Below are 21826 nucleotides of genomic sequence, written 5' to 3'. Positions count from 1 at the left end.
CAAGTATTTAACTATACTATTCTTGATGTTGGTTGCAGTCACTGCAACCAACGCTCAAGTAATACGGGTAATTGATAATAAAGGAACTTTACAAGCCATACAAAGAGGAAATAGTCAAGTTACTACATCAGATACTGCACCACTTAATCCTTCGGCTGGAGATGTTTGGTATGATACTAGTGGAACAACAACAGTAACAAAAACCTATGATGGTACAAACTGGATTGCAAACTCTAGTAATGTATATAATGGTGTTTTTATTGTTTCATCTGCTGGTGAAACAACAGTTTCTTCTATTCCGTTTCAGCCTACTCAAGTTACATTTCAAGCCCATGCTAACGTTGAGAGTTTAGATATTAACGCCGATAATGCTGTTGGAAATAACGCAAGAGGTATTAGTAACTCGTACGGTAGTATGAACGGTTTTGCTAGATTAAATACTGATAGCTCCATTACTCAACAGGTTATTTACGTTGGTGGTCATGGAAATTCTATTAATGATATCTCAAGGTTTGCAAGTAGTTCAAGTTGTTTAGGGCTTCGCTATGGAGATCAAAATGGAAATAATTTAGGAGTAATCCGTGGTGCACTTACGGCATTTACTATTGATGGCTTCACGATTAATGTTACTTATACTAATGGTGTTATTACAAATAATAGTACCAACCCAGTTTTAAGGGTGCAACCCAACGATGTTCAAAATGAAGATGTTGTAGTATTATTTACCGCTTATCGTTAATATGAAACATATAGTTTACATATTTTTTTTAACTGTGGGCGCACCTATATATGCTCAACCTGCATTTCAAAACTTCGGCCATGTTCAAATGCATGAAAAGGCAGAGGTTGGTTTTCATATAGATTTAATAAATGATGGTATATTTAACGAAAATCTTGGTATAGCAGGTTTCTATAATAGTGATACTGCACTATCCATTTCAGGCTCTCAAGTGCCTAGGTTTTATGACATGGAAGTAGATGTTGTAAACCATTTATTTTTAGATATTAATACAGAGGTCGTCAACAGTGTAAGTTACATTGCTGGTGATGTAGTAACACCTAGAGAAGACCCTAGTATATCTATAGATTACTTAAATAATTCATTTTATATTTTAGAAGATGATGAGAGAAACACAGACGGTTATAATAGTTATTCTGGAGATCTCTTATTTACATTTCCTATTGGAGATAATGATAAGCTAAGACCATTAATAACTAGGAATACCACACCAAATACCGCTGTAAGAGCTGCATATTTTGATGAAAACCCAAATTTTCCTTCAACATTTGTTACAGATTTTAACACAGAAGCCTTAGAGCCAATTATAGGAGAGGTAAGCATTATAGAATTTTGGGATTTTGACGGCCCTTTAAATTCTGTAGTCACTTTAACTTGGAATTCAGAGAGTGAAATAGATAACTTAGTTCCAAATTTAAGTAAATTGAGAGTTGTGGGTTGGCACATAGCTGATCAACAATGGAAAGATTTAGGAAATACAAGTACTACGGGTTCTCATTCAGAAGGAACAATAACCTCTTTTTTGTTTAACCCATCAGATTTTGAAGTATTGACATTTGGTACTTTAATTACTGAAGACGATATTAATATTTATAATTTAGTCTCACCTAATGATGACGGTATTAATGATACTTTTAATATCGAAGGTATAGAAGCTTTTGATAATGAGTTAACCATTTTTAATAGATGGGGTGCTGTGGTATATAAAATAGATAATTATAAAAACGATTGGGATGGTGTCGCTAATGTAAAGCATGTGATACAGCGCCATAAAAAAGTACCAGTAGGAACTTACTATTATATACTTAAACTGAAGGATTCGAATAAAACATCAACTGGGTGGTTATATATTATTTATTAATATAAATTAATTACTTAAAAACTCGTTTTCTAAAATAAGCCATTACCGATACCAAAATAACAACTGCAATCAATACATAAATAAAGGTTGGAATTGGTAAAGGATCACCAGCAGCATAACTGTGCAATCCTGATAGATAGTAATTTACTCCAAAAGATGTCATTATTATAGAACCAAAGGCAAATACACTAGCCGTATTTAACACATAGTTGCTTTTTAGACTTGGAATTAGCCTTAAATGCAATACAATGGCATAAACAATTATGCTAATTAACGCCCATGTTTCCTTAGGGTCCCAAGCCCAATAACGTCCCCAGGATTCATTTGCCCAAATACCGCCTAGAAATGTACCTACAGCCAACACGAATAAGCCAATAGTCATGGATATTTCATTGATGTAAGTAAGCTCTTTTATTTTAATATCCATTACTTTTTTGGTCTTCTTTGTTTTGAAAATGGTAAGTAATAACGCCATAAAACCTAAGATAGCAGAAAGTGCTAATGGCGCATAACTGCTAACAATAGTAGCCACATGCACTTTTAACCAAAAGGATTTTAATACAGGCATTAAATTAGTTATTTCTGGGCTTAACCAATCTAGATAACTAACAAATAGTAAAGCACCAGAAAATAATGTAGCCAGTGGCAGTGCGAAATCAGATTTTCTAAAGGTTAGTAAACCACAAAGCACTAAAACCCACGATACAAATACTAACATTTCGTAACCATTGCTCCATGGTGCATGTTGTGATACATACCAACGCAAAATGATGTTTCCAGTAAATAGAAGAAAACTAATGAGGGTTATTAGTATTAAAGCATTCCATAAAAATTCAATTAATTTTTTCTTAGTAAATATTTTAGCAATAGCTAACACTAAGAGTATTGCGCCTAGTGTGAAAAACACTTGAAATAGCCAAAAGTTTAAATTGAGTTCGTTATACCAAAGTTCTGCTTCAATACGTTTTCTGCTTGGTATAATTTCTTTGCCTAATTCGTCTTGAAACGTCTTAATATAACCTAGTTTTTCACTAGCATCTATCCATTTTTTTTGATTAACGTCTTCAAAATAAGCTGGAATAATTTGTTTGGCAAACTTACCATCATCAACAGGGAAATCGTTAAAATGATGTGTTTGACTGTGCCATTTGTTATTCTCGTCATTACTGTTTGGAAACACCTTTAAATAATTGCCAGAAAACACATTATACAGAATATTAAAACGTTCATCAACTTTTAATATTTCCTTATCAAATTCACTACGTTCTGCAGGTTTCTTTTTATTTGCAATTTCAGCAGCTTCAGCTAAAATATAACTGCCTTCATCACCTAATAGTGCTACAAACGAAACTAATCCATCTTCACTAATATTTAAATCACTAAACAATTCGCCTCCTTTTTTTACATCTACTTTAATAAGAGGTACATATTGCCAAATGTTAGATGCAGATTGCATTGCCAAAAACGTTTGATTCGCACTATAGCGAATACTTTTTCCATTTTGGGTAAATTTAAAATAGGGCTTGCGCGATAGTTTCCTTAAAAACTCTGAGGCCAGTGTATTCATAGGTTTTACACGTCCGTCTAAATCTTGAACCATTAAACGTCCAAAAAGCTCTGCATGCTGATTGTCTATTTCAAGTTGTTCTACTAGTTTTAAATCTATGGTAGGTTTTTTCTCTTGACCAAAACTTAAACTAGTAATAGCAAATAATAAGAGAAGCAAACTGACACTTTTCACTTTTAATTTTTTTAGTTTTTTATTGATGAGGTTAAAGCGTGATGATTTTCCAAAAAGGGTAAAAAACATACCTATCATCATCAAAAAATACCCTATATAAGTTACGTTTGTTCCTAGCGCATCATGGTTAACGGCTAATACTGTTCCCAGTTCATCGGTATCATAACTCGCTTGAAAAAACCTGTAGCCCTTATAATCCAATACGTTATTCATAAAAATACGATGTGGTATTTCTTGTTCGTTATCAATAACCTTTACTTCACTAGCATAAGAAGATGGGCTGGTAGAACCTGGGTAGCGTTCTAATTGAAAATCATCTAAATGAATAGAAAATGGTATTGTAATAGGTTGCGCGCCGTAAGAAAGCGATACGTTGATGTCTTTAAAATTCACTTCACTTGAAATCGGTAAAAAGCCTTCACGATATAAGAGGTTAACCTCTTTTTCTATGTTATCAGCACTAACATTTACAATAAGCGCATCGTCTTTTTGGGCATCATTATCTTTAGGTTTTTCAGATGCACTAACAATTTCAATTTTACCTTTTGGATGATAGGCTAGAGGCACAAATGAAGCGTCTCCATCTCTGTATAATGTTCTTAATTGTATGCTATGAAGACTATCTTTTTTAATAGTTCCAGCAGTTTCGGTAGCCATAACAAAACTGCTTAAATTTCTAGGTGACAGAATTTTAAAACTACCATTCTCCTCAGTAATATTTATAACATCTTCTTGTTGAACATCAAATCCAATTTTGTGTTTATGTGCCCCAATAGCTTCAATTTCTCCTTTTTCAAGAAATACAGATTCTCGTCCATCACCAGCAGAAATTATCATTTCTAGCATCGGTTTTCCATCAGTGTCATTATGTACTATTTGCGGAATGGCATCAGCAATAAATGCTTTGTATGAAATTGAAATTGGGGTATTTTCAAAATCTGTTTCAATAGAGAAGTTATTGTTACTTAAAGGCGAAAAATCAAGCTGTTTTCTTAAGGTTTTGGTTTTTTTTCCGTTTGAAATATGAACATGTAAATAATTATTGTCTGATATTACTATGTTAGACGAAGCACCTTCACGAACCCTCATAATACCCCCGTAAGAGGCATAACGAGTAATTCCGGCTCCTAATAGAATAACGATAAATGCCAGATGAAACATTAATAGTGCCCATTTTTCTTTACGCCAAAGTTTGTATTTAAAAATGCTAATTACAAAACACATGCCCAAGCCTATCATAACGAGCTCGAACCACCAAGCATCATAAATAAGTTTCCATGCAGTTGCAGTACCATAATCATTCTCAATAAACGTGGCTACAGCCATAGCCGTTGCAAAAGTAAACAGGCATAAAACCGCAAGTATAGGAGAAGCAAAAAGACGTGCAAATTTATTCATGATGTAAATGGAATAGGAAGTGTAAAATAAAAGACACCTTATTTATACTATCCATAAGGTGTCTTTTAGGAGAATTATAGTTGTTTAGTTTGCTGAAGACACTGTGTTAATTGGCATTGCATCTTCTCTAGCTTTGGCCTCTTCTAGCCATTTAGGTAATAAGTTTTCTTTAAACGCTTTTTTCTCAGCCTCAAGTTTTTCTATGTCTAGTCCTATATATTTTTGTGCTTTTTCTTTTGTAGAGATATCAGGCATTTCTATAGGTTTGTTATGACCTAAGTCAGCCAATAACCTAGCTAATTTTACACGAGCTTCTTGAGCTATTACTAGTCCGCTTCCAATCACACGAGCTGTTTCAACTGGCGAGTGGAATGAAGCACCATGTGCTGCTGCAGAATAATCCCAACGCCATTGTCCATGACGAATATCGGTTAATATAGGTTTCATTTGTTCTTCTGTAGCCCCTAAATCCCAACATTTTTTAGCTTCTAAATGCGCGCTAACTAAAAGTTTTTCAAGTTTTAACCTGTTTTCAGTGGCCTTACGTTGTCTTTCGTATACATTCGCAATAAGCTTGTTAGATTCTTCTCTGTGACAAACTTGACAAGCATTGGATGTGTTATTTAAAGGAGACTGAATATGGTGGTCTGTAAATTTTTGCCCACCTTCACTTTTATAAGGCATGTGGCAATCTGCACACGATACACCTCTGTCTGCATGCACGCCAGTAGTAAATGTTTCATAACCTGGGTGTTGTGCCTTCAGCATAGGTGCTTTACTTATTTTATGTGTCCAGTCTTTAAATTCTAAATTGTCATAGTATTTTTCCATATCTTCAACAGTCATACCGTCTTTCCAAGGAAATACTAAATAAGGCGTACCTTCTTTACCAGGTAAGTTTTTGTTAAAATAATATTCTACATGACATTGTGCACAGACTAAAGATCGCATTTCGTTATGAGTAGCATTATTGATGTCTTTTCCCATAGCATCAAAAGCTTCAACAAGTGCAGGTCTGGTAATTTTCAATTTCATGGTTTTATTATCATGACAATCGGCGCAACCTATTGGATTAACTACTTCAGCACCTTTATCAGCCCATTTACCACTATAAAATTCAGTAATACCAATTTCATTCATTAAACGCGGCACATCGGGACTTTTACATGTCCAACATGTAGCAGGCATTGGACCATCTCCTTTTCCTTTTGGACCACCTGTTCTCAACGAATTTTGAAGATCTTCAACAGCATAAGCATGTCCTCTTCCTTGGTTGTAATCTTTAGAAAACCCATAGCCTGCAAAAAGAATTACTAGATTTGGGTCTTCCTCTAAAACATCTCGCATAGCAGAACCACCCTGCATAGAGGCAAATGTAGTATCTAATGTTTGCAAAGAAGATTGGTATTCTAAAGGAAAATTTTCTCCCCATACAGCGTTTCTGGGTTCGTTTTCAGCAATATTTACACTAGGCGTGTATTTGTATTTTGCTTCAGATTTTCTATTGACAATACTAGATGCTAGCAGCCCCAGTAAAAAAACCACGATAATGGTTACAATAAATAATACTTTGTTTTTCATTTGGTATGGGTTTAATCTTTAGTTTTTATTTGTTCTTCCATCCATTCAGGAATTACTAGTTCCTGCTGGTCTGTGGGTAACGGTGCAACATTAAATTTTATAGTAGATAAGCCATGAACTTTACCGTGTGGTACTTGTTTATGGCAGCTCCAGCATTGTCTGCCTGTTCTGTTTTCTCTATGATCTTCAATGTAGCCATCATATTTTGCCTGAGTTACTTGTTGCACATGGCAACGAATACAATTGTTTTGTACCACTTCTTGTGAAGCCTCTTTCATTTCTATTACATCTGGTTCAGCACGTGCAGTAAAAACTGAGGCGTGGTATAAACCATCTTTTGCTTTAAAATAGTATTTATTAACAACATTATTATGCGGTACATGGCAATCATTACAATTAGCCCATTCTCTATGAGAACTATGCATCCAACTATTGTATACAGGCGTCATAACATGGCAATTAACACAGGCTTGAGGGTCGTCAGACATATATGATAATACACGGGATTCTTTCGCCATAAATAATCCCAACCCGATAACAACTGCAATAAAGAAAACTGCAGTTGTTCGCCATCTTGTTGTTTTTGGGGGTAATATTTTCCTTTTGGTTTCCAATATATGTGTTAGTTAGTTGCTTTTAAAAAGTGTAGGATTAACTATTAGTTGTACCCAACCCCAATTATTTGTATTATCGTTTGGTCTTCCACCTTTTATCAAACTCATACTATCCGAAGCAAACATGTGTGAATATCCAATATTCATTTTTATGTTTTTTGCGAGTTTATTTGTGTAAACAAAATCAAATTCAGTACCTAAATACTTATCGGCATCATTGTTTAAACTTGCATTAGCTAAGAAATAATGCGCTTTCGCTAATAAGGTAGACTTTTCTCCGGTTTTAAATACAATTTTTGCATAAAAATCATCAAGTCCTACATTATTAGCATGGTTTCCAACATAGAAATAATCCATGAAACCATTAAATTTATGATTGGTACCATATAAAGGTAAAAAGGATTTATTTTTTGTGTCCCCACCTTGATCTGTACCACTTAATATTTCTAACCCTAATGCAAATAATGTATTATTTGGTTTGTAATTAGCCTCAAGAGATACTTGATATGCACTTAAATCTGTAGTTTTATCCGATTTTCCAAATTGATAATAAGCAGAACCTGCAAGTTTTACATTATCTATTGGAAATGTAAAATAGGAGCCTGCAGTATGTTTATAAAAAACGCCATCTGCGATATCATTGTCAACACCAGTTAAACTTTGAAAACCTGTATTTAGTAATAGAAAACTAGCAGAACTCTTCTCCCAAGTTTTCTTTAGATAAGCAAACTGCATTGCTTTGTAAGTTGATGCACCTTGTATGGTAAAAACATTGCCTTCATTTACTTGTGATTGCTGACTGAAGGTAAAACCAAAGTGAGCCATAAAGTTGTCCTTTTTATATTTGATTAAGCCCGCATCATGAAAACGCCCTTGCATTGCCCAGTCTAATCCTCCTAAAATTCTCTCGTCATCATACAAAAGTACTTGACGCCCGAGCTTAGTAGACCAGTTTTCATTTATATGATATTCAAACCAAGCTCTAAATAATGAAAATGAATTATTGCTATCAGTAACATCTATTTGTTTAGTATCTCCCCAAACACTTACATCTTGAACACTTATCATAATATCTAAGTTGTCCATAATATAACTCACATTCAGTCTGGAGCGTTGCACTACAAAAGCGGCAGGCTCTGTATTATTAGGAAATAGGTTGTTAAATCCATGCCTATATTCAAATCGAGGTCTTACATCTGCACCTATTTCTAATTGTGCATAAGTGCTTTGGAATGAAAAATGGATTAAAAAAAGTAGAAAAATTTTGGGTAATAGTTGGTTTTTGCTCATCTTCAAGTTTGTTTAGAATTGCTGAACAAATTTGATGACATTTTAAGCTACATTTTATGATAAATATCATAAACCTAAAAAGATTTAGGATTTTTTTGTCTTTTTATAAAATAATGAGAGTTTTGAGCTTTATAAATGCGATATCCGCAATTTTAAATAGATTTTATAATAGCAAGCAACTAATAACAATTGTAAATTTTAAACCTGCAAAACCCCCAAATTAAACTGTTTTTCAATAGGAGCATGATTAGCAGCCTCAATACCCATAGAAATCCAAGTTCTGGTATCTAACGGATTAATAATACCATCCGTCCATAATCGTGCAGCGGCATAATAAGGCGATACTTGATTATCGTAACGGTCTTTTATTTTATTGAATAGTTCTTCTTCTTTTTCAGGAGTAATTTTTTCGCCTTGTTTTTCAAGAGAAGCCTTTTCAATTTGCAACAAAACTTTAGCGGCAGAGTTTCCACTCATTACTGCAAGTTCTGCACTAGGCCATGCAAAAATTAATCTTGGATCATACGCTTTACCACACATGGCATAATTACCAGCGCCGTAACTGTTTCCAATGATAACTGTGAATTTTGGTACTACCGAATTACTAACCGCATTTACCATTTTAGCACCATCCTTTATGATACCAGAATGTTCACTTTTACTGCCCACCATAAAGCCAGTAACATCCTGTAAAAATACTAACGGAATTTTTTTCTGGTTACAATTGGCAATAAAACGTGTGGCTTTATCAGCAGAATCATTATAAATCACACCACCAAATTGCATTTCAGTTGGTTTGGTTTTTGAGCCTGTGGTTTTGACAATCTGACGTTGATTAGCTACAATACCAACCGCCCAACCATCAATTCTAGCATAACAAGTAATAATAGTTTGTCCGTAACCAGCTTTGTATTCTTCATATTCTGAATTATCTGCCAATCGTTTGATGATTTCATGCATATCGTACTGGTCCGCACGACTTTTTGGAAGAATTCCATAAATATCTTCGGGTTTTTCTGTTGGTTTTTTTGCTTCAATTCTGTTAAAACCAGCTTTATCGTAATCCCCAATTTTATCAATAATATTTTTAATTTTATCTAAAGCATCTTTATCATGTTTGGCTTTATAATCTGTAACACCAGAAACTTCGCAATGCGTTGTTGCACCGCCTAGGGTTTCATTATCAATACTTTCTCCAATAGCAGCTTTTACCAAATAACTTCCTGCTAAAAAGATGCTTCCTGTTTTATCAACAATCAACGCCTCATCACTCATAATAGGGAGGTAAGCACCACCCGCAACACAACTTCCCATAACAGCGGCAATTTGCGTTATGCCCATACTGCTCATTATGGCGTTGTTTCTAAATATGCGTCCGAAATGCTCCTTATCAGGAAAAATCTCATCTTGCATTGGTAAATACACACCAGCCGAATCTACCAAATAAATAATCGGTAGTCGGTTTTCAATAGCAATTTCTTGAGCACGTAAATTCTTTTTTCCAGTAATAGGAAACCACGCCCCAGCTTTAACTGTAGCATCATTAGCCACCACAATACATTGCTTGCCTTTAATGTACCCTATCTTTATAACCACACCTCCCGAAGGGCACCCACCATGCTCCGGATACATGTCTTCTCCAGCAAAAGCACCGATTTCAATAGATTTAGCTTTGTCATCCAACAAATAATCAATACGCTCTCTGGCTGTTAGTTTACCTTTGCTATGTAGCTTTTCAATACGTTTTTTGCCACCGCCCAAGCTTACTTTAGCTAATCGTTTATTGAGTTCAGAGACTAATAATTTATTGTGATCTTCATTTTTATTGAAGTTGATATCCATAGGTATATTTATTTTACACGAATTTACAAAACCAATTCCTGTATAAAAAGTGAATAATTTGTTAAAATATATAACATGGAAATATATTCCTTGGAATATAAATATATTTTGCGTAGTTTTGTCATGTAATTAAAAACAATCAAAATGAAAACAAACAAAATAATCTATTATGTAGCAACAGTAGTATTAACAGCCGTAATGCTATTTTCAGTAAGTATGTACTTTTTTCAGCACGACATGATTAAAGGTGCATTTGAGAGTTTTGGTTATCCAACGTATATAATATATCCTTATGCTATAATAAAACTATTAGGTTTAGTAGCTTTGTGGCTGCCTGGGTATAAAACTTTAAAAGAATGGGCTTATGCAGGTTTCTTTTATGCTTTTGTATTAGCCTTTTTTGCACATTATATGATAGGCGATGGGCAACAAGGAACAGCAGTAATTGCCTCAATAGCTTTAGCTGTTTCATATATATTTTATAAAAGGATAAATAAATAAAAATCTTTCCTAGAGGAAATAAAAAAACATTAACGCAATGAAAAAAATAATAGCATTTGCAGGTAGTAATAGTAAAACCTCAATAAATAAGCAGTTAGCAATTTATGCATCTAGCTTAGTTGAAGATGTAACGTTAGATATATTAGATTTAAACGATTTTGAATTGCCTATTTACGGTATCGATTTAGAAAACGAAAAAGGTATACCAGATAATGCCAAAACGTTTTTAGAACATATAAAATCATCAGATGGTATCATACTCTCACTAGCAGAACACAACGGTGCTTATGCTACAGTATTTAAAAATATTTTTGACTGGATGTCTAGAATAGACGGTAAGCTTTGGAGTGAAAAACCAATGTTATTAATGGCAGCGTCTCCAGGTGGCAGAGGAGGTGCATCAGTTTTACAAGTAGCAAAAGATCGTTTCCCTTTTATGGGTGGTAACATTGTAGCAGAGTTTAGTTTTCCATCTTTTGGCGACAATTTTTCGGGAGAAAAAATTTCAAATAAAGATTTGGATAAACAACTAAAAGAAAAAGTAGAAACTTTTAAAGCAGCTCTATAACTGTTAACTGAGTTCTGAACACTGAATACTAAACAATGGGAGATATTTCAAAAGACATAAAATCTAAATTTGTTAATAATAAAGTAAAGGCAATGCTAAATATTATTTACACTGCCAATTGGATAAATAGTATTCACAACGAATTTTTTAAACCCTATGGATTATCGCCACAACAATTTAATATTTTAAGAATTCTTAGAGGTGCAGGACAGCCGCTTAAAGTACAGGAAATAAAAACACGTATGATTGAGCGGGCTCCAAATGCGACAAGACTCATGGACAAACTCTGTGATAAAAATTTAATAAACAGGTTGCCCTGTCCTGGAGATAGACGTGTTGTACATATTGAAATTACAGATGTTGGTTTAGCACTATTAAAAAAAATTGAAGCTAATTTAAATGATGATTTGCTTGATAATTTATCTGAAGAAGAAGCAGGGACTTTAAGTGATTTATTAGATAAGATTAGATAAAAAAATTTACACAAATAGTTTCCATGGAAACTATTAAAAATACAAATATTATGAAACTAAATACAATAAAAAGAGTGGGTAGAAGTGATTTTGTGAATATGGGTCCAATTCAATTACGGCAGCCCATACCAGCAAGAACGATTGATAATATAGATCCGTTTATATTATTACATCATTACGGACCTTATGAGATTTCTGAACAGAATAATCCGTTTGATTTAGGGCCGCATCCACACCGTGGGTTTGAACCGATAACATTTTTGATTCAAGGCGAGCAGTTACACAGAGATTCGCTGGGTAATGAAAGTGTTGTAAAAGCAGGCGATGTACAATGGACTACGGCAGGTAGAGGTATTATTCATGCTGAAGCACCTACAAAGGCTTTTGTACAAAAAGGAGGAATTTTAGAGGGTATTCAGTTATGGTTGAATTTGCCTGCAGACAAAAAGATGATTGAAGCTAATTATCAGCATGTCGCCAATGACGATTTTAGAGTGGTAACATCTGATGATGGTAAAGTAAACATTCAGATTATAGCTGGAGAGTTTGATGGTGTTTACGGACGTATAAAAACACAAACCGCAGTTAATACTTATATGATTGATATTGAAGTAGATGGAAGTTTTGAAATGGCTGTTCCAGAGACACATCAATCGACGATTTATTTATTAAAAGGCGATGTTACAATAAATGGTTCAGAGGAATTGAAGCTCAATGAAAATCAGTTGATTCAATTTAATCAAGATGGCACAGGGTTTTCTATTGAAGGAAATGCGACAAGTAAATTATTGTTTCTTTCTGGAGAACCTTTTAATGAGCCTATTCAAACTTATGGTCCTTATGTAATGAACACACAAACTGAAATTATGGAAGCCATGAGAGATTATCAAATGGGTAAAATGGGGTTTCTAGCCCCCTAAAACAAGCCATCTAACCCCAGAAGGGGAACTCATAACCTGCAAAGTTTTTGAAACCTTGTAGGTTTGAAAAAGTATGGGTAAGCATTCCCCTCCTTGGAGGGGCTAGGGGTGGGTTGAAGAGTATGAGTGGCGCGTTAGTCCCGATAGCTATCGGGAGCAGTTGAAAGCCCACAGCCCGATCCCGATAGCTATCGGGAGAGGTGCGAGGACTTGTAGCGTAAAGCCCGACCCTTGTGGTAACGCCCAAATAAATAAAATAAAAATTAGATTTCCTTCTTCAAGGAAATGACAAAAACACAAATTATGAAAACAATAGTTCACAAAGCAGACACAAGAGGATTTGCAAATCACGGTTGGTTAAAATCACATCATACATTTAGTTTTTCAAGTTATCAAAATCCAGAGCGTATGAATTTTGGTAAGCTTAGAGTATTAAATGATGATGTGGTGCTACCTAAAATGGGTTTTGGAACGCACCCGCACCAGAATATGGAGATTATTTCTATTCCGCTAAAAGGCGCATTATCGCATAAAGATAGTATGGGGAATAAACGCGCCATTGAGGTTGGCGAAGTGCAGGTAATGAGTGCAGGAACAGGGTTAACACATTCTGAGTTTAATGACAGTAAAACAGATGACGTTAACTTTTTGCAACTTTGGATTATACCAGAGGAAATGGGTGTTGAACCAAATTATGAACAACGAAAATTTGATGTTTCTGCGCGTAAAAACACCTTGCAAACGGTTGTGGCACCTAAGGATAAATTAGAAGGAGATGCGCTACCGATTAGTCAACAGGCATATATTTATCGAACGAATTTAGAGGTTGGTAATTCTGTGAAGCTAAGTCCGAAAAATGCAGATAATGGATTTTATGTTTTTGTTGCAGAAGGCGGTGTGGAGCTTTCTGGAAATACTTTGGGTAAGCGCGATGCCATTGGCGTTTGGGATGTTGATAAGATTGAGATTTCAGCTAATGAAAACTCGGAACTAATTATAATTGAAGTGCCAATGCACTAATCATTAAGATTGATTAATAACGAAAAAGCACCTAGAAATAGGTGCTTTTTTTATTTAAAACTACGATATTTGTTTTTTAACTAACCAAAAAAGAAAAGATTATGGCGATGAATAAAAACACAGTTTTAGCTTGGGCAACCATTTTAATGATAATTATGGGCGTTGTGCTAATTTTAATGGGAGCATACAGATACGATGATGTTGCAGGCTGGGGCTTTGCCACTGTTGGTATTGGCTTTTTTGCAATAGCATGGGTGTTTAATGCTTTAAAAGGTAGAGTGTAATGAGTGACGACAAAAAAATAATTTTCTCAATGTCTGGGGTAACTAAGACATTTCAAAGTGCAAATACGCCAGTTTTAAAAAATATATACTTAAGCTTTTTTTACGGGGCTAAAATTGGAATTTTAGGGCTTAATGGTTCTGGTAAATCTACATTATTGAAGATTATCGCTGGTGCTGATAAAAATTACCAAGGCGATGTAGTGTTTTCTCAGGACTATTCCGTTGGGTATTTAGAGCAAGAGCCACAATTAGATGATGAAAAAACAGTAATGGAAGTAGTGCGTGAAGGTGCAGCAGAAACTGTTGCTATCCTTGATGAATACAATAAAATAAACGACCAATTTGGCTTAGAAGAAGTATATAGCGATCCTGATAAGATGGAAAAGTTAATGAACCGTCAAGCAGAATTGCAAGACCAAATTGATGCAGCAAATGCTTGGGAGCTAGACACCAAGTTAGAAATTGCTATGGATGCTTTAAGAACTCCAGATGGCGATAAGAAAATAGGCGTGCTGTCTGGTGGAGAACGCAGGCGTGTGGCTCTCTGTCGTTTGCTTTTAAAAGAACCAGATGTTTTATTATTAGATGAGCCTACCAACCATTTAGATGCAGAATCAGTACATTGGTTAGAGCATCATTTAGCACAATATAAAGGTACTGTAATAGCAGTAACTCACGATAGATATTTCTTAGATAACGTGGCTGGTTGGATTTTAGAGTTAGATAGAGGAGAAGGGATTCCTTGGAAAGGGAACTACTCGTCTTGGTTAGATCAAAAATCTAAGCGTATGGCGCAAGAAGGTAAAGCGGCTTCTAAACGTCAAAAAACGTTGGAGCGTGAGTTGGAGTGGGTGCGCCAAGGTGCTAAGGGGCGCCAAACCAAACAAAAAGCACGTTTGAAGAATTATGATAAGTTAATGAGTCAAGACCAAAAACAACTTGATGAAAAACTAGAAATATACATACCTAATGGTCCACGCTTAGGTACCAATGTTATTGAAGCCAAAGGTGTTGCCAAAGGTTATGACGATAAGTTATTGTATGACGATTTAAATTTCAATTTGCCACAAGCCGGAATAGTTGGTATTATTGGACCAAATGGTGCTGGTAAAACAACCATTTTCAGAATGATAATGGGAGAAGAAACGCCAGATAAAGGCGAGTTTGTTGTGGGTGACACCGCTAAAATTGCTTATGTAGACCAAAGTCATTCTAATATTGACCCCGAGAAGTCTATTTGGCAAAACTTTAGTGATGAGCAAGAGTTAGTAATGATGGGAGGAAAGCAGGTTAATTCTAGAGCATATTTGAGTAGATTCAATTTTTCTGGAAGTGAGCAAAACAAAAAAGTAAAATTACTTTCTGGTGGAGAGCGTAACCGTTTGCATTTGGCTATGACACTTAAAGAAGAAGGCAATGTGCTACTTTTAGATGAACCAACAAACGACCTTGATGTAAATACCCTAAGAGCCTTAGAGGAAGGTTTAGAGAACTTTGCGGGATGTGCCGTAGTTATTAGTCACGACCGTTGGTTCTTAGATAGAATATGTACACATATTTTAGCCTTTGAAGGCGATTCTCAAGTATATTTCTTTGAGGGTAGTTTCTCTGATTATGAGGAGAATAAAAAGAAACGTTTAGGTGGCGATTTGATGCCTAAACGTATAAAATATAAAAAGTTAGTTAGGTAAATAAGGTATTTAGTGTAACTAAAACAGCCCATTTTTTTTGAAAGTGGGCTTTTTTAATTGTATTAAGGTTTGTTTTCTATTTGTAAATATGACTGTCTCCTAATTTATAATCAGAAATTTTGATGTTTTCAAAACTCTTCTTTGTAACATCAAACTGACGTAACAATGTATTTTGCTTTTTTATATTTCTAGAAATTAGAAAAAGAAGTACTACAATAGGAGTAAATAAGAGGATTAGTAAAATCATTTTAGATATTAATTATTATCGTATAAATGACCGTCCCTAAAATCTTTATAAGTCTTGTTGTCATCATCGCTCTGTAAAGAGCCTGAATTAGCTAATTGATCGTTTTCTTTTTTAAGAATATAAGATTTTCTTACACCTAAGATAAGAAGCACTAAAAAGAACACCACTACTATCGATAAAACGGTAACAATTTGACTTTGACTAATTAGTAAGGGACTTGTCTTTTGACTAAAAGTAAAGAGAAACATGAACTAATTGATTTGGGTTAATAGCTTCACAAATATAATCTTTTTTGCAAACTAAAACGTTTAAAATGAAGTAAATATGTGTTTTTTATTAACATTAGGTTAATTGTTTGTGCTTCAAAACCACGTAAATTAATGGTTTTCAAGCATTTTGTTTAGTGAATTATCTGACGGAATTTTATCATAAAAATTGAAATTTTATAGTAATTTGTAACATTTTCGAATAAAAATACACCAATAATTTAAGGTCAATTAAATTTCAAAAGTCATCTTTTTTAACGAAATTGCTTGACCTTAAAGATGTTCAACCTAAAACACTACACATAACATGTCTGATGATTTTGACTTATTAGAAACCAATTCCAACGAAAAAACCGAAAAAGTAGATGTCAATTGGGGAAAAGCCATTGATACTATGAAATCTAAGCTATCGCAAGAGGATGATCCTGAAATGCGTCAGAAAATCTTAAATGCAACTTTGGATGATGTGGTGCACATGGCTGAAAAAGATAGAACTACCCTTTTAGATGCAATTAAGGACTTAACAGATTACCAGGATGAAGTTGGTATTTTATTCGAAAAATTCTCATCACTTAACGCGACCGAGCAAAAGGTAATAGATGATGCTCAAAAAGCTTTAGAGCGTGCCAGAATTGAATTGGAAGATGCACAAAAGAAACCCGATACCTGGTGGAATAACCTTTGGGGACGTAAAAGTAAGATAGCAAAAGCAGAACAGGCACTTCAAATTGCTGAAAAAACAAGAGCAGCAGCTGATAATAAGGCAAAAGCCATGTTTCAAGAGCGAATTGAAAATGCCGATGTAGAAACACTATTAAAAGAGCTGTCTTATAAATCTCAGGCTGCTGTTACACGTTTGAAGAATCGTGAAATTGAAATTAAAGAAGTAGAAGATAAATTACAAGATGCAATTGTTGAAGCTACTAAAAATCATACTAAAGCACTAGAGAAGAAAAAAGAGGTAGAAGCTAAACTAGAAGAGCAGTATGCGCTTTTAAAACAAGCCAGACAAGAATTAGAGGATATTGCCGACAAGCAATCTGCGGAATATGCACAGGCTATAGGTAAAGTTACGCAGTTGGAGCAAAAAGTAGAAGAGTTAGAAGGCTTGAAAAATGCATACACAACGCTTGCTGCTAGTAAGGATAGTTTTGTACATAAGCATAACTTAACTATTAAAGTGCTAACATCGCTTAGAAGTAATTTACAAACACACCGTGCGAAACTTAAAAGTGATACGGAAGAGCGTTTAAAATATTACGATGGTTACGTGGTGGCATTAAAAGCCCGTACAGACCAAGAATTTGCCGCCATTCTAGAGCATCTTGGTGTAAAAACCGATGAACATATAGGAGAAACCCTGGCTGCGATGCATACTGCAAGCGCCAAGGCACGTCAGGACATGATGGATAATATTCCAGTACATGAAAAAGTTATGCAAGGTGTTTACAGTAGTTATGCTGAGGCTTTACAGGAAATTAGGGAGAAGGATGTAGACATTCAGAAGAATTTTGCGGAGCGCTATGGTATCGATATGAAGGAAATCTTTGAAGAGTATTATAAAGCAGATGCAAATGCACCTTCAGGTGGCGATGGTAAACCGGTAGGAGAACCAAAGCCAAAAGCGGAGGATGACGATTTACTATCGTAAATTTTCAATAAAAGGCTATAACATTTAAAACTAGGTCTATCTGCGTTAGGGATCGAACGGTATGTTTGAGCTCCCCGACGCAGGAGGGAGCGAGTAGTGAAAGCCCGACCCTTGTGGTAACGCCAAAATAAAAATTATCCAAAATTTTATAGTCTGCTAACTGACGCTGCGACTGAAAACTGAATACATGTCCATAAACCAAATAGTTACACCTTTAGATTCCGCAATTTTAGATTCCAAAGCGCACTATACGTTTTATCATAAAATGATAGATTTTGTGTTTAAAGAGTTGGTGGTTGCAGTACAAAGAGAAAAGATATGTAATGATGCTGAGGTGGCGATGTTTAAGCAATATTGCGATTTGTTGTTGTATTCTATTGAGGCGATGCGCATTAAATACATGTATGACGACGAGGATAATATGAAGGTAGATTTAACCGAATCTGGTTTTCCTAACTATTTAGAGTTTCGTTATTTATTCAATGATTTAGAACTTAGGGATGACTATTTGGGCAAATTAACACCCATTTCAACCTTAAAAGAAGAGTTTTTAGATACCCTGATGCGTAAAAAGCAGCATGTGAAGAAAAGTAGATTGTTTCAGGCTGCATCAATTGTGTATTATGCTTCGGTAAACAAAAAATACATTTTTAATCGTTTTGTGCAGGGTAAAATTGTGAATGCTCCTGAGGGTGTTGATGCAAAATATATGACGAGTTGGAGTTTTTATGATGTGGTTAAAAACAGACCTTTTATTTGCTTTATGTATTTTGATTATAGCGGATCGGATGCTCGTGATGCAAAACCAGAAATTTATCAGATAATTAAGCATGTAGGCGATAGGGATATGGCTTTAGATACTATGGCATATGGTATTGATAAAAAGTTACCTAAAGTGTCGCCAAAAGTAATTAAGCGGATTGATTTAGGGCCAATTCATAACATGTTTGCTAAGGATGAAAACACATTAACGCATACCATTTTAGAAGCTATTAGCAAAAAAACAATTCCTTTAGAATCTTATGCGGTGTCGCTTAAAGTTACCGAAGTAGCCTCTAAAAGCGAATTTAAAGAGGGCAGTTTTTTTAATAAGCAAGTATTGCAAAACTGGGGCGATGTATTTCAGCAAAAATATGTGTTAGCGCCACATCGTGTGATACAATTATTATATAACAAAACACCAGATATGATGAATGGGTTAGCAAAACCACCTATTGAAATTGCTGGTGTAGAAATAAATTTAAAAAAGTAAACAGTCGAAGTCTAATTAAGCGGTACTGAAAACTGTGACTGCGGCTGAAAACTAAAAAATATGGAACATAACTCAACATTTCCTATAAAACTATCTGAACTTGACATGCTTCGGGATGAAGCTTCCTCATACTTAAAAAGTGTGCAATGGGAGCAAGGTGCTCGTGCAAAAAACAGAGATAAAGATGCTAAAGATGAATCTATCTTGTTGTATTTATCTCGCGCTAATAATGGAAGTTCGGTAAATGTAACTTCGGTTTCTAAAACTATTTTAGGTTTGAAGAAACGCTTATTACCAGATTCCGTTGCGATTCCTATTTATTTAAATCAGACGCTGTATGCAGTGCAAGAAGGGATTACTTTAGGTATCTGGATAAAGGATAGTTATTACGATGCCTCGGGTTTATCAAGTTTAAATGAGAATAAAACTGCTTTGGATAACAATGGAAAACGCGAGTTTGAAAGTAAAATGCATACGGCAACAGCATTTATGTTATTTGCCAAGGCTTATAAAATATTATACGACTTAAAACCTCATGCTTCTGACGATTTAAGTGTGATGAAGCAGAAATTCGCTGGTATTCCTGAAGTGTCTTTAATGTCGCCTATGAAAGGGATTTCCTGTAGTTTGTTTTATTATGATAAATACTTAGGACATCCAGAAATTATTAAGTCTGACAAAGATGTTATCGATTTTACGGTAGTATATTTTGAAGCCTTAATTGATGAGATTCAATTACGCAAAAGCTCTTTAGAATATACAGAAACGATTGAAGACAGAACGTATAAACTGGAAAACTCTGAGTTTGCAGTTTCAGGATGGAATAACGTATTTCAAGGTACCGCAAAAAGTGTAGAGTTTAATAAAATCCAGTTTGAACAAATTGTTGGTAACCGCGATGCAAAACACTTTGCAAGACGATTAACTGAGCGTTTACTGAGTTACGATTTTACTGCCAAGAAAAACCCGTTTCAAGAATTAGGCGGATTTATGCCTGTATTTATGGGCTACGGTATTCCAGGAACAGGTAAAAGTATGTTAATTGCAGCTATTGCTACACGATTAAAAGAGCATTGTGATACTTTGGATATTCCGTTTTTATTTCATCCAATGCCAGATACGTTGATTTCTACATTTCAAGGTGGTTCAGCAGAAAAAATGGTAGAGTGGATGAAACCTTTGCAAGATCCTTCAAAATTAATTTTTGCACCTATTGATGATGCAGAAAATAATTTACAAGAGCGAACTGCACAAGGCGTTTCGGCTGGTGTAAAAGAAGTTATTGGTGTCTTTTTAAGATATACTGAAGGTGCCTATGCTGTTAATTATGGCAACAGTTCCATTGGGTTGTTCACCAATTTACCTGAAATGCTGGATAAGGCTGTGATTTCCCGTGTACAAGGTCGTTTTAAGATTGATGGCGCGCGTACGGAGCATGATTTTTTAGATCAAGACCATTTATGGTGGCGTAAAATTGATGATACAATGCCAGATTTTGTGAACATGCAAGGGCCAGAAAATTATAGTTACCTGCAAGATCAAGGTTTAGCAAAAAATATGGGTGATATTCTAAGTAGTGTTGAGAAACCTACTGAAGAACGTGTACATGAGGTTTATGATAGCGTGGAAAAATACTTTAAAACGAATCAGCATTTGTTTTATGCGAATCTGTACAAAGAAATTCAGGCCATATTTCCGTTCTTTTCATCTCGTGATGTACGAAATATTCAATCGGCAATTTCGCTGCGTTTAACCGATTTTGATTTAGAAGAAGATTGGTTTGAAAACCCTGAAATTTATTTTAAACAAGACTATGATACGAAGTTTAATATGCTTCAAGAATTGATGCGCTCAAATATGAAAGATTTGGACTTTTCTGAAATCCGACGACAAGAAGTGGTGCGCTACCTTGATAATGTAGCAACCATTGCTGATACCGATTTTAAACGAAAAGTTGACGCAAGAGTAAATCAATTAAATATTGAAACAGAAGCGAGAAGAACGTTTGAGAATGAAAAATAAACAAGTTAAAAACATTGAGCATACCTTACTTTCAGACAATTATTATATTCTGAATAAAGTTACTTTTGATTATTTGATGAAAAGTGGCGAATGGGTCAATCAAATGCGAGAGGTGTATGATAGAGGTGATGGCGCAGGAATATTGTTGTACAACACAAAAAAGAAAACTGTAATTCTAACGAAGCAATTCAGAATGCCAACTTTTTTAAACGATAATAAAGATGGATTTTTAGTTGAAGTTGCTGCTGGTATGCTAGACAAAGACAACCCTGAGGCTTGTATAATTAGAGAGACAGAAGAGGAAGTTGGTTATCGCTTAAAAGAAGTAAAAAAAATATACGAAGCCTATTCTTCACCTGGTGTAATGACTGAAAAGATGCACTTTTTTGTTGGAGAATACACTGATGATATGAAAGTGAGCGATGGTGGCGGTTTAGATAGTGAAGCTGAAGATATTGAAGTGTTAGAAATACCTTTTGAAAAAGCTGTAGAAATGTTGCATAATGGCGAAATAGTGGATACACGTACCATTGTGTTGCTTCAGTATGCTATTATTCATAAACTGATAGATAATTAATTGTTAAC

20 protein-coding genes are annotated in these 21826 nt (G+C 34.9%); 13 read left to right on the top strand and 7 right to left on the bottom strand.

Annotated features, from left to right (window positions below):
- The first annotated feature begins 25 nt into the window (after positions 1 to 25).
- Positions 26 to 739, top strand: a complete 714-nt coding sequence (locus tag AC1B0Z_RS04290; RefSeq protein ID WP_483794318.1) for a hypothetical protein — start codon at positions 26 to 28, stop codon at positions 737 to 739.
- A 1-nt stretch (position 740) separates the two neighbouring features.
- Entirely contained in the window at positions 741 to 1880 is a 1140-nt protein-coding gene (locus tag AC1B0Z_RS04285) for a T9SS type B sorting domain-containing protein (RefSeq protein WP_483794317.1), read from the top strand.
- 10 nt (positions 1881 to 1890) lie between these two features.
- Here the strand turns inward: AC1B0Z_RS04285 and AC1B0Z_RS04280 are convergent, their stop codons facing one another.
- The 5 genes from AC1B0Z_RS04280 to AC1B0Z_RS04260 form a co-directional block, all read right to left on the bottom strand.
- Complete coding sequence (locus tag AC1B0Z_RS04280; protein WP_483794316.1) at positions 1891 to 5019, bottom strand: cytochrome c biogenesis protein; 3129 nt, start codon at positions 5017 to 5019, stop codon at positions 1891 to 1893.
- A gap of 84 nt (positions 5020 to 5103) precedes the next feature.
- Complete coding sequence (gene nrfA, locus AC1B0Z_RS04275; RefSeq protein WP_483794315.1) at positions 5104 to 6600, bottom strand: ammonia-forming cytochrome c nitrite reductase; 1497 nt, start codon at positions 6598 to 6600, stop codon at positions 5104 to 5106.
- A gap of 11 nt (positions 6601 to 6611) precedes the next feature.
- Positions 6612 to 7214 (bottom strand): cytochrome c nitrite reductase small subunit, encoded by a 603-nt coding sequence (gene nrfH / locus AC1B0Z_RS04270; RefSeq protein WP_483794314.1) that lies wholly within the window; start codon positions 7212 to 7214, stop codon positions 6612 to 6614.
- A gap of 12 nt (positions 7215 to 7226) precedes the next feature.
- Entirely contained in the window at positions 7227 to 8504 is a 1278-nt protein-coding gene (locus AC1B0Z_RS04265) for an alginate export family protein (protein WP_483794313.1), read from the bottom strand.
- A 198-nt stretch (positions 8505 to 8702) separates the two neighbouring features.
- Entirely contained in the window at positions 8703 to 10346 is a 1644-nt protein-coding gene (locus AC1B0Z_RS04260) for an acyl-CoA carboxylase subunit beta (protein WP_483794312.1), read from the bottom strand.
- Positions 10347 to 10490: 144 nt separating this feature from the next.
- Here AC1B0Z_RS04260 and AC1B0Z_RS04255 point away from each other — a divergent pair, with 144 nt between their 5' ends.
- The 7 genes from AC1B0Z_RS04255 (at position 10491) to ettA (ending at position 15803) form a co-directional block, all read left to right on the top strand.
- Entirely contained in the window at positions 10491 to 10847 is a 357-nt protein-coding gene (locus tag AC1B0Z_RS04255) for a DoxX family protein (protein WP_483794311.1), read from the top strand.
- 37 nt (positions 10848 to 10884) lie between these two features.
- Entirely contained in the window at positions 10885 to 11415 is a 531-nt protein-coding gene (locus AC1B0Z_RS04250; protein ID WP_483794310.1) for an NADPH-dependent FMN reductase, read from the top strand.
- 35 nt (positions 11416 to 11450) lie between these two features.
- Positions 11451 to 11888 (top strand): MarR family winged helix-turn-helix transcriptional regulator, encoded by a 438-nt coding sequence (locus tag AC1B0Z_RS04245; protein ID WP_483794309.1) that lies wholly within the window; start codon positions 11451 to 11453, stop codon positions 11886 to 11888.
- 50 nt (positions 11889 to 11938) lie between these two features.
- Positions 11939 to 12808 (top strand): pirin family protein, encoded by an 870-nt coding sequence (locus AC1B0Z_RS04240; RefSeq protein ID WP_483794308.1) that lies wholly within the window; start codon positions 11939 to 11941, stop codon positions 12806 to 12808.
- A 303-nt stretch (positions 12809 to 13111) separates the two neighbouring features.
- Complete coding sequence (locus tag AC1B0Z_RS04235; RefSeq protein ID WP_483794307.1) at positions 13112 to 13828, top strand: pirin family protein; 717 nt, start codon at positions 13112 to 13114, stop codon at positions 13826 to 13828.
- A gap of 101 nt (positions 13829 to 13929) precedes the next feature.
- Positions 13930 to 14112, top strand: coding sequence for a CAL67264 family membrane protein (locus AC1B0Z_RS04230; protein ID WP_042243884.1), 183 nt, complete (start codon positions 13930 to 13932; stop codon positions 14110 to 14112).
- Positions 14112 to 15803, top strand: coding sequence for an energy-dependent translational throttle protein EttA (ettA, locus tag AC1B0Z_RS04225; protein WP_483794306.1), 1692 nt, complete (start codon positions 14112 to 14114; stop codon positions 15801 to 15803). Before AC1B0Z_RS04230 ends, ettA begins: the two co-directional genes overlap by 1 nt.
- A gap of 76 nt (positions 15804 to 15879) precedes the next feature.
- Here ettA and AC1B0Z_RS04220 read toward each other — a convergent pair whose 3' ends face one another.
- Both AC1B0Z_RS04220 and AC1B0Z_RS04215 read right to left on the bottom strand, forming a co-directional pair.
- Complete coding sequence (locus AC1B0Z_RS04220) at positions 15880 to 16050, bottom strand: hypothetical protein (protein WP_483794305.1); 171 nt, start codon at positions 16048 to 16050, stop codon at positions 15880 to 15882.
- An 8-nt stretch (positions 16051 to 16058) separates the two neighbouring features.
- A complete protein-coding gene (locus AC1B0Z_RS04215) occupies positions 16059 to 16298 on the bottom strand; it encodes a hypothetical protein (RefSeq protein WP_483794304.1) in 240 nt (79 codons plus the stop codon).
- 325 nt (positions 16299 to 16623) lie between these two features.
- Between AC1B0Z_RS04215 and AC1B0Z_RS04210 the strand changes: the two genes are divergently transcribed.
- From AC1B0Z_RS04210 to AC1B0Z_RS04195, 4 genes are all read left to right on the top strand, one after another.
- On the top strand, positions 16624 to 17967 hold the full coding sequence (locus AC1B0Z_RS04210) for a microtubule-binding protein (RefSeq protein ID WP_483794303.1): 1344 nt from the start codon (positions 16624 to 16626) through the stop codon (positions 17965 to 17967).
- Positions 17968 to 18154: 187 nt separating this feature from the next.
- Complete coding sequence (locus AC1B0Z_RS04205) at positions 18155 to 19219, top strand: hypothetical protein (protein WP_483794302.1); 1065 nt, start codon at positions 18155 to 18157, stop codon at positions 19217 to 19219.
- A gap of 60 nt (positions 19220 to 19279) precedes the next feature.
- The gene (locus tag AC1B0Z_RS04200) at positions 19280 to 21241 is read left to right on the top strand and encodes an AAA family ATPase (RefSeq protein WP_483794301.1); all 1962 of its coding nucleotides are present in this window, start codon (positions 19280 to 19282) and stop codon (positions 21239 to 21241) included.
- On the top strand, positions 21231 to 21818 hold the full coding sequence (locus tag AC1B0Z_RS04195) for an NUDIX domain-containing protein (protein ID WP_483794300.1): 588 nt from the start codon (positions 21231 to 21233) through the stop codon (positions 21816 to 21818). Before AC1B0Z_RS04200 ends, AC1B0Z_RS04195 begins: the two co-directional genes overlap by 11 nt.
- Positions 21819 to 21826 lie beyond the last annotated feature (8 nt).

Source organism: Hyunsoonleella sp. J2K-J805, assembly GCF_057167125.1.
The sequence above is the reverse complement of the archived record's forward strand: the minus strand, read 5'-3'. Positions and strand labels throughout refer to the sequence as shown.

Coding starts and splice junctions, on each gene's coding strand:
- AC1B0Z_RS04290 (WP_483794318.1), top strand. CDS start 26: ATGTTGGTTGCAGTCACTGCAACCAACGCTCAAGTAATACGGGTAATT.
- AC1B0Z_RS04285 (WP_483794317.1), top strand. CDS start 741: ATGAAACATATAGTTTACATATTTTTTTTAACTGTGGGCGCACCTATA.
- AC1B0Z_RS04280 (WP_483794316.1), bottom strand. CDS start 5,019: ATGAATAAATTTGCACGTCTTTTTGCTTCTCCTATACTTGCGGTTTTA.
- nrfA (WP_483794315.1), bottom strand. CDS start 6,600: ATGAAAAACAAAGTATTATTTATTGTAACCATTATCGTGGTTTTTTTA.
- AC1B0Z_RS04265 (WP_483794313.1), bottom strand. CDS start 8,504: ATGAGCAAAAACCAACTATTACCCAAAATTTTTCTACTTTTTTTAATC.
- AC1B0Z_RS04260 (WP_483794312.1), bottom strand. CDS start 10,346: ATGGATATCAACTTCAATAAAAATGAAGATCACAATAAATTATTAGTC.
- AC1B0Z_RS04255 (WP_483794311.1), top strand. CDS start 10,491: ATGAAAACAAACAAAATAATCTATTATGTAGCAACAGTAGTATTAACA.
- AC1B0Z_RS04250 (WP_483794310.1), top strand. CDS start 10,885: ATGAAAAAAATAATAGCATTTGCAGGTAGTAATAGTAAAACCTCAATA.
- AC1B0Z_RS04245 (WP_483794309.1), top strand. CDS start 11,451: ATGGGAGATATTTCAAAAGACATAAAATCTAAATTTGTTAATAATAAA.
- AC1B0Z_RS04240 (WP_483794308.1), top strand. CDS start 11,939: ATGAAACTAAATACAATAAAAAGAGTGGGTAGAAGTGATTTTGTGAAT.
- AC1B0Z_RS04235 (WP_483794307.1), top strand. CDS start 13,112: ATGAAAACAATAGTTCACAAAGCAGACACAAGAGGATTTGCAAATCAC.
- AC1B0Z_RS04230 (WP_042243884.1), top strand. CDS start 13,930: ATGGCGATGAATAAAAACACAGTTTTAGCTTGGGCAACCATTTTAATG.
- ettA (WP_483794306.1), top strand. CDS start 14,112: ATGAGTGACGACAAAAAAATAATTTTCTCAATGTCTGGGGTAACTAAG.
- AC1B0Z_RS04220 (WP_483794305.1), bottom strand. CDS start 16,050: ATGATTTTACTAATCCTCTTATTTACTCCTATTGTAGTACTTCTTTTT.
- AC1B0Z_RS04215 (WP_483794304.1), bottom strand. CDS start 16,298: ATGTTTCTCTTTACTTTTAGTCAAAAGACAAGTCCCTTACTAATTAGT.
- AC1B0Z_RS04210 (WP_483794303.1), top strand. CDS start 16,624: ATGTCTGATGATTTTGACTTATTAGAAACCAATTCCAACGAAAAAACC.
- AC1B0Z_RS04205 (WP_483794302.1), top strand. CDS start 18,155: ATGTCCATAAACCAAATAGTTACACCTTTAGATTCCGCAATTTTAGAT.
- AC1B0Z_RS04200 (WP_483794301.1), top strand. CDS start 19,280: ATGGAACATAACTCAACATTTCCTATAAAACTATCTGAACTTGACATG.
- AC1B0Z_RS04195 (WP_483794300.1), top strand. CDS start 21,231: ATGAAAAATAAACAAGTTAAAAACATTGAGCATACCTTACTTTCAGAC.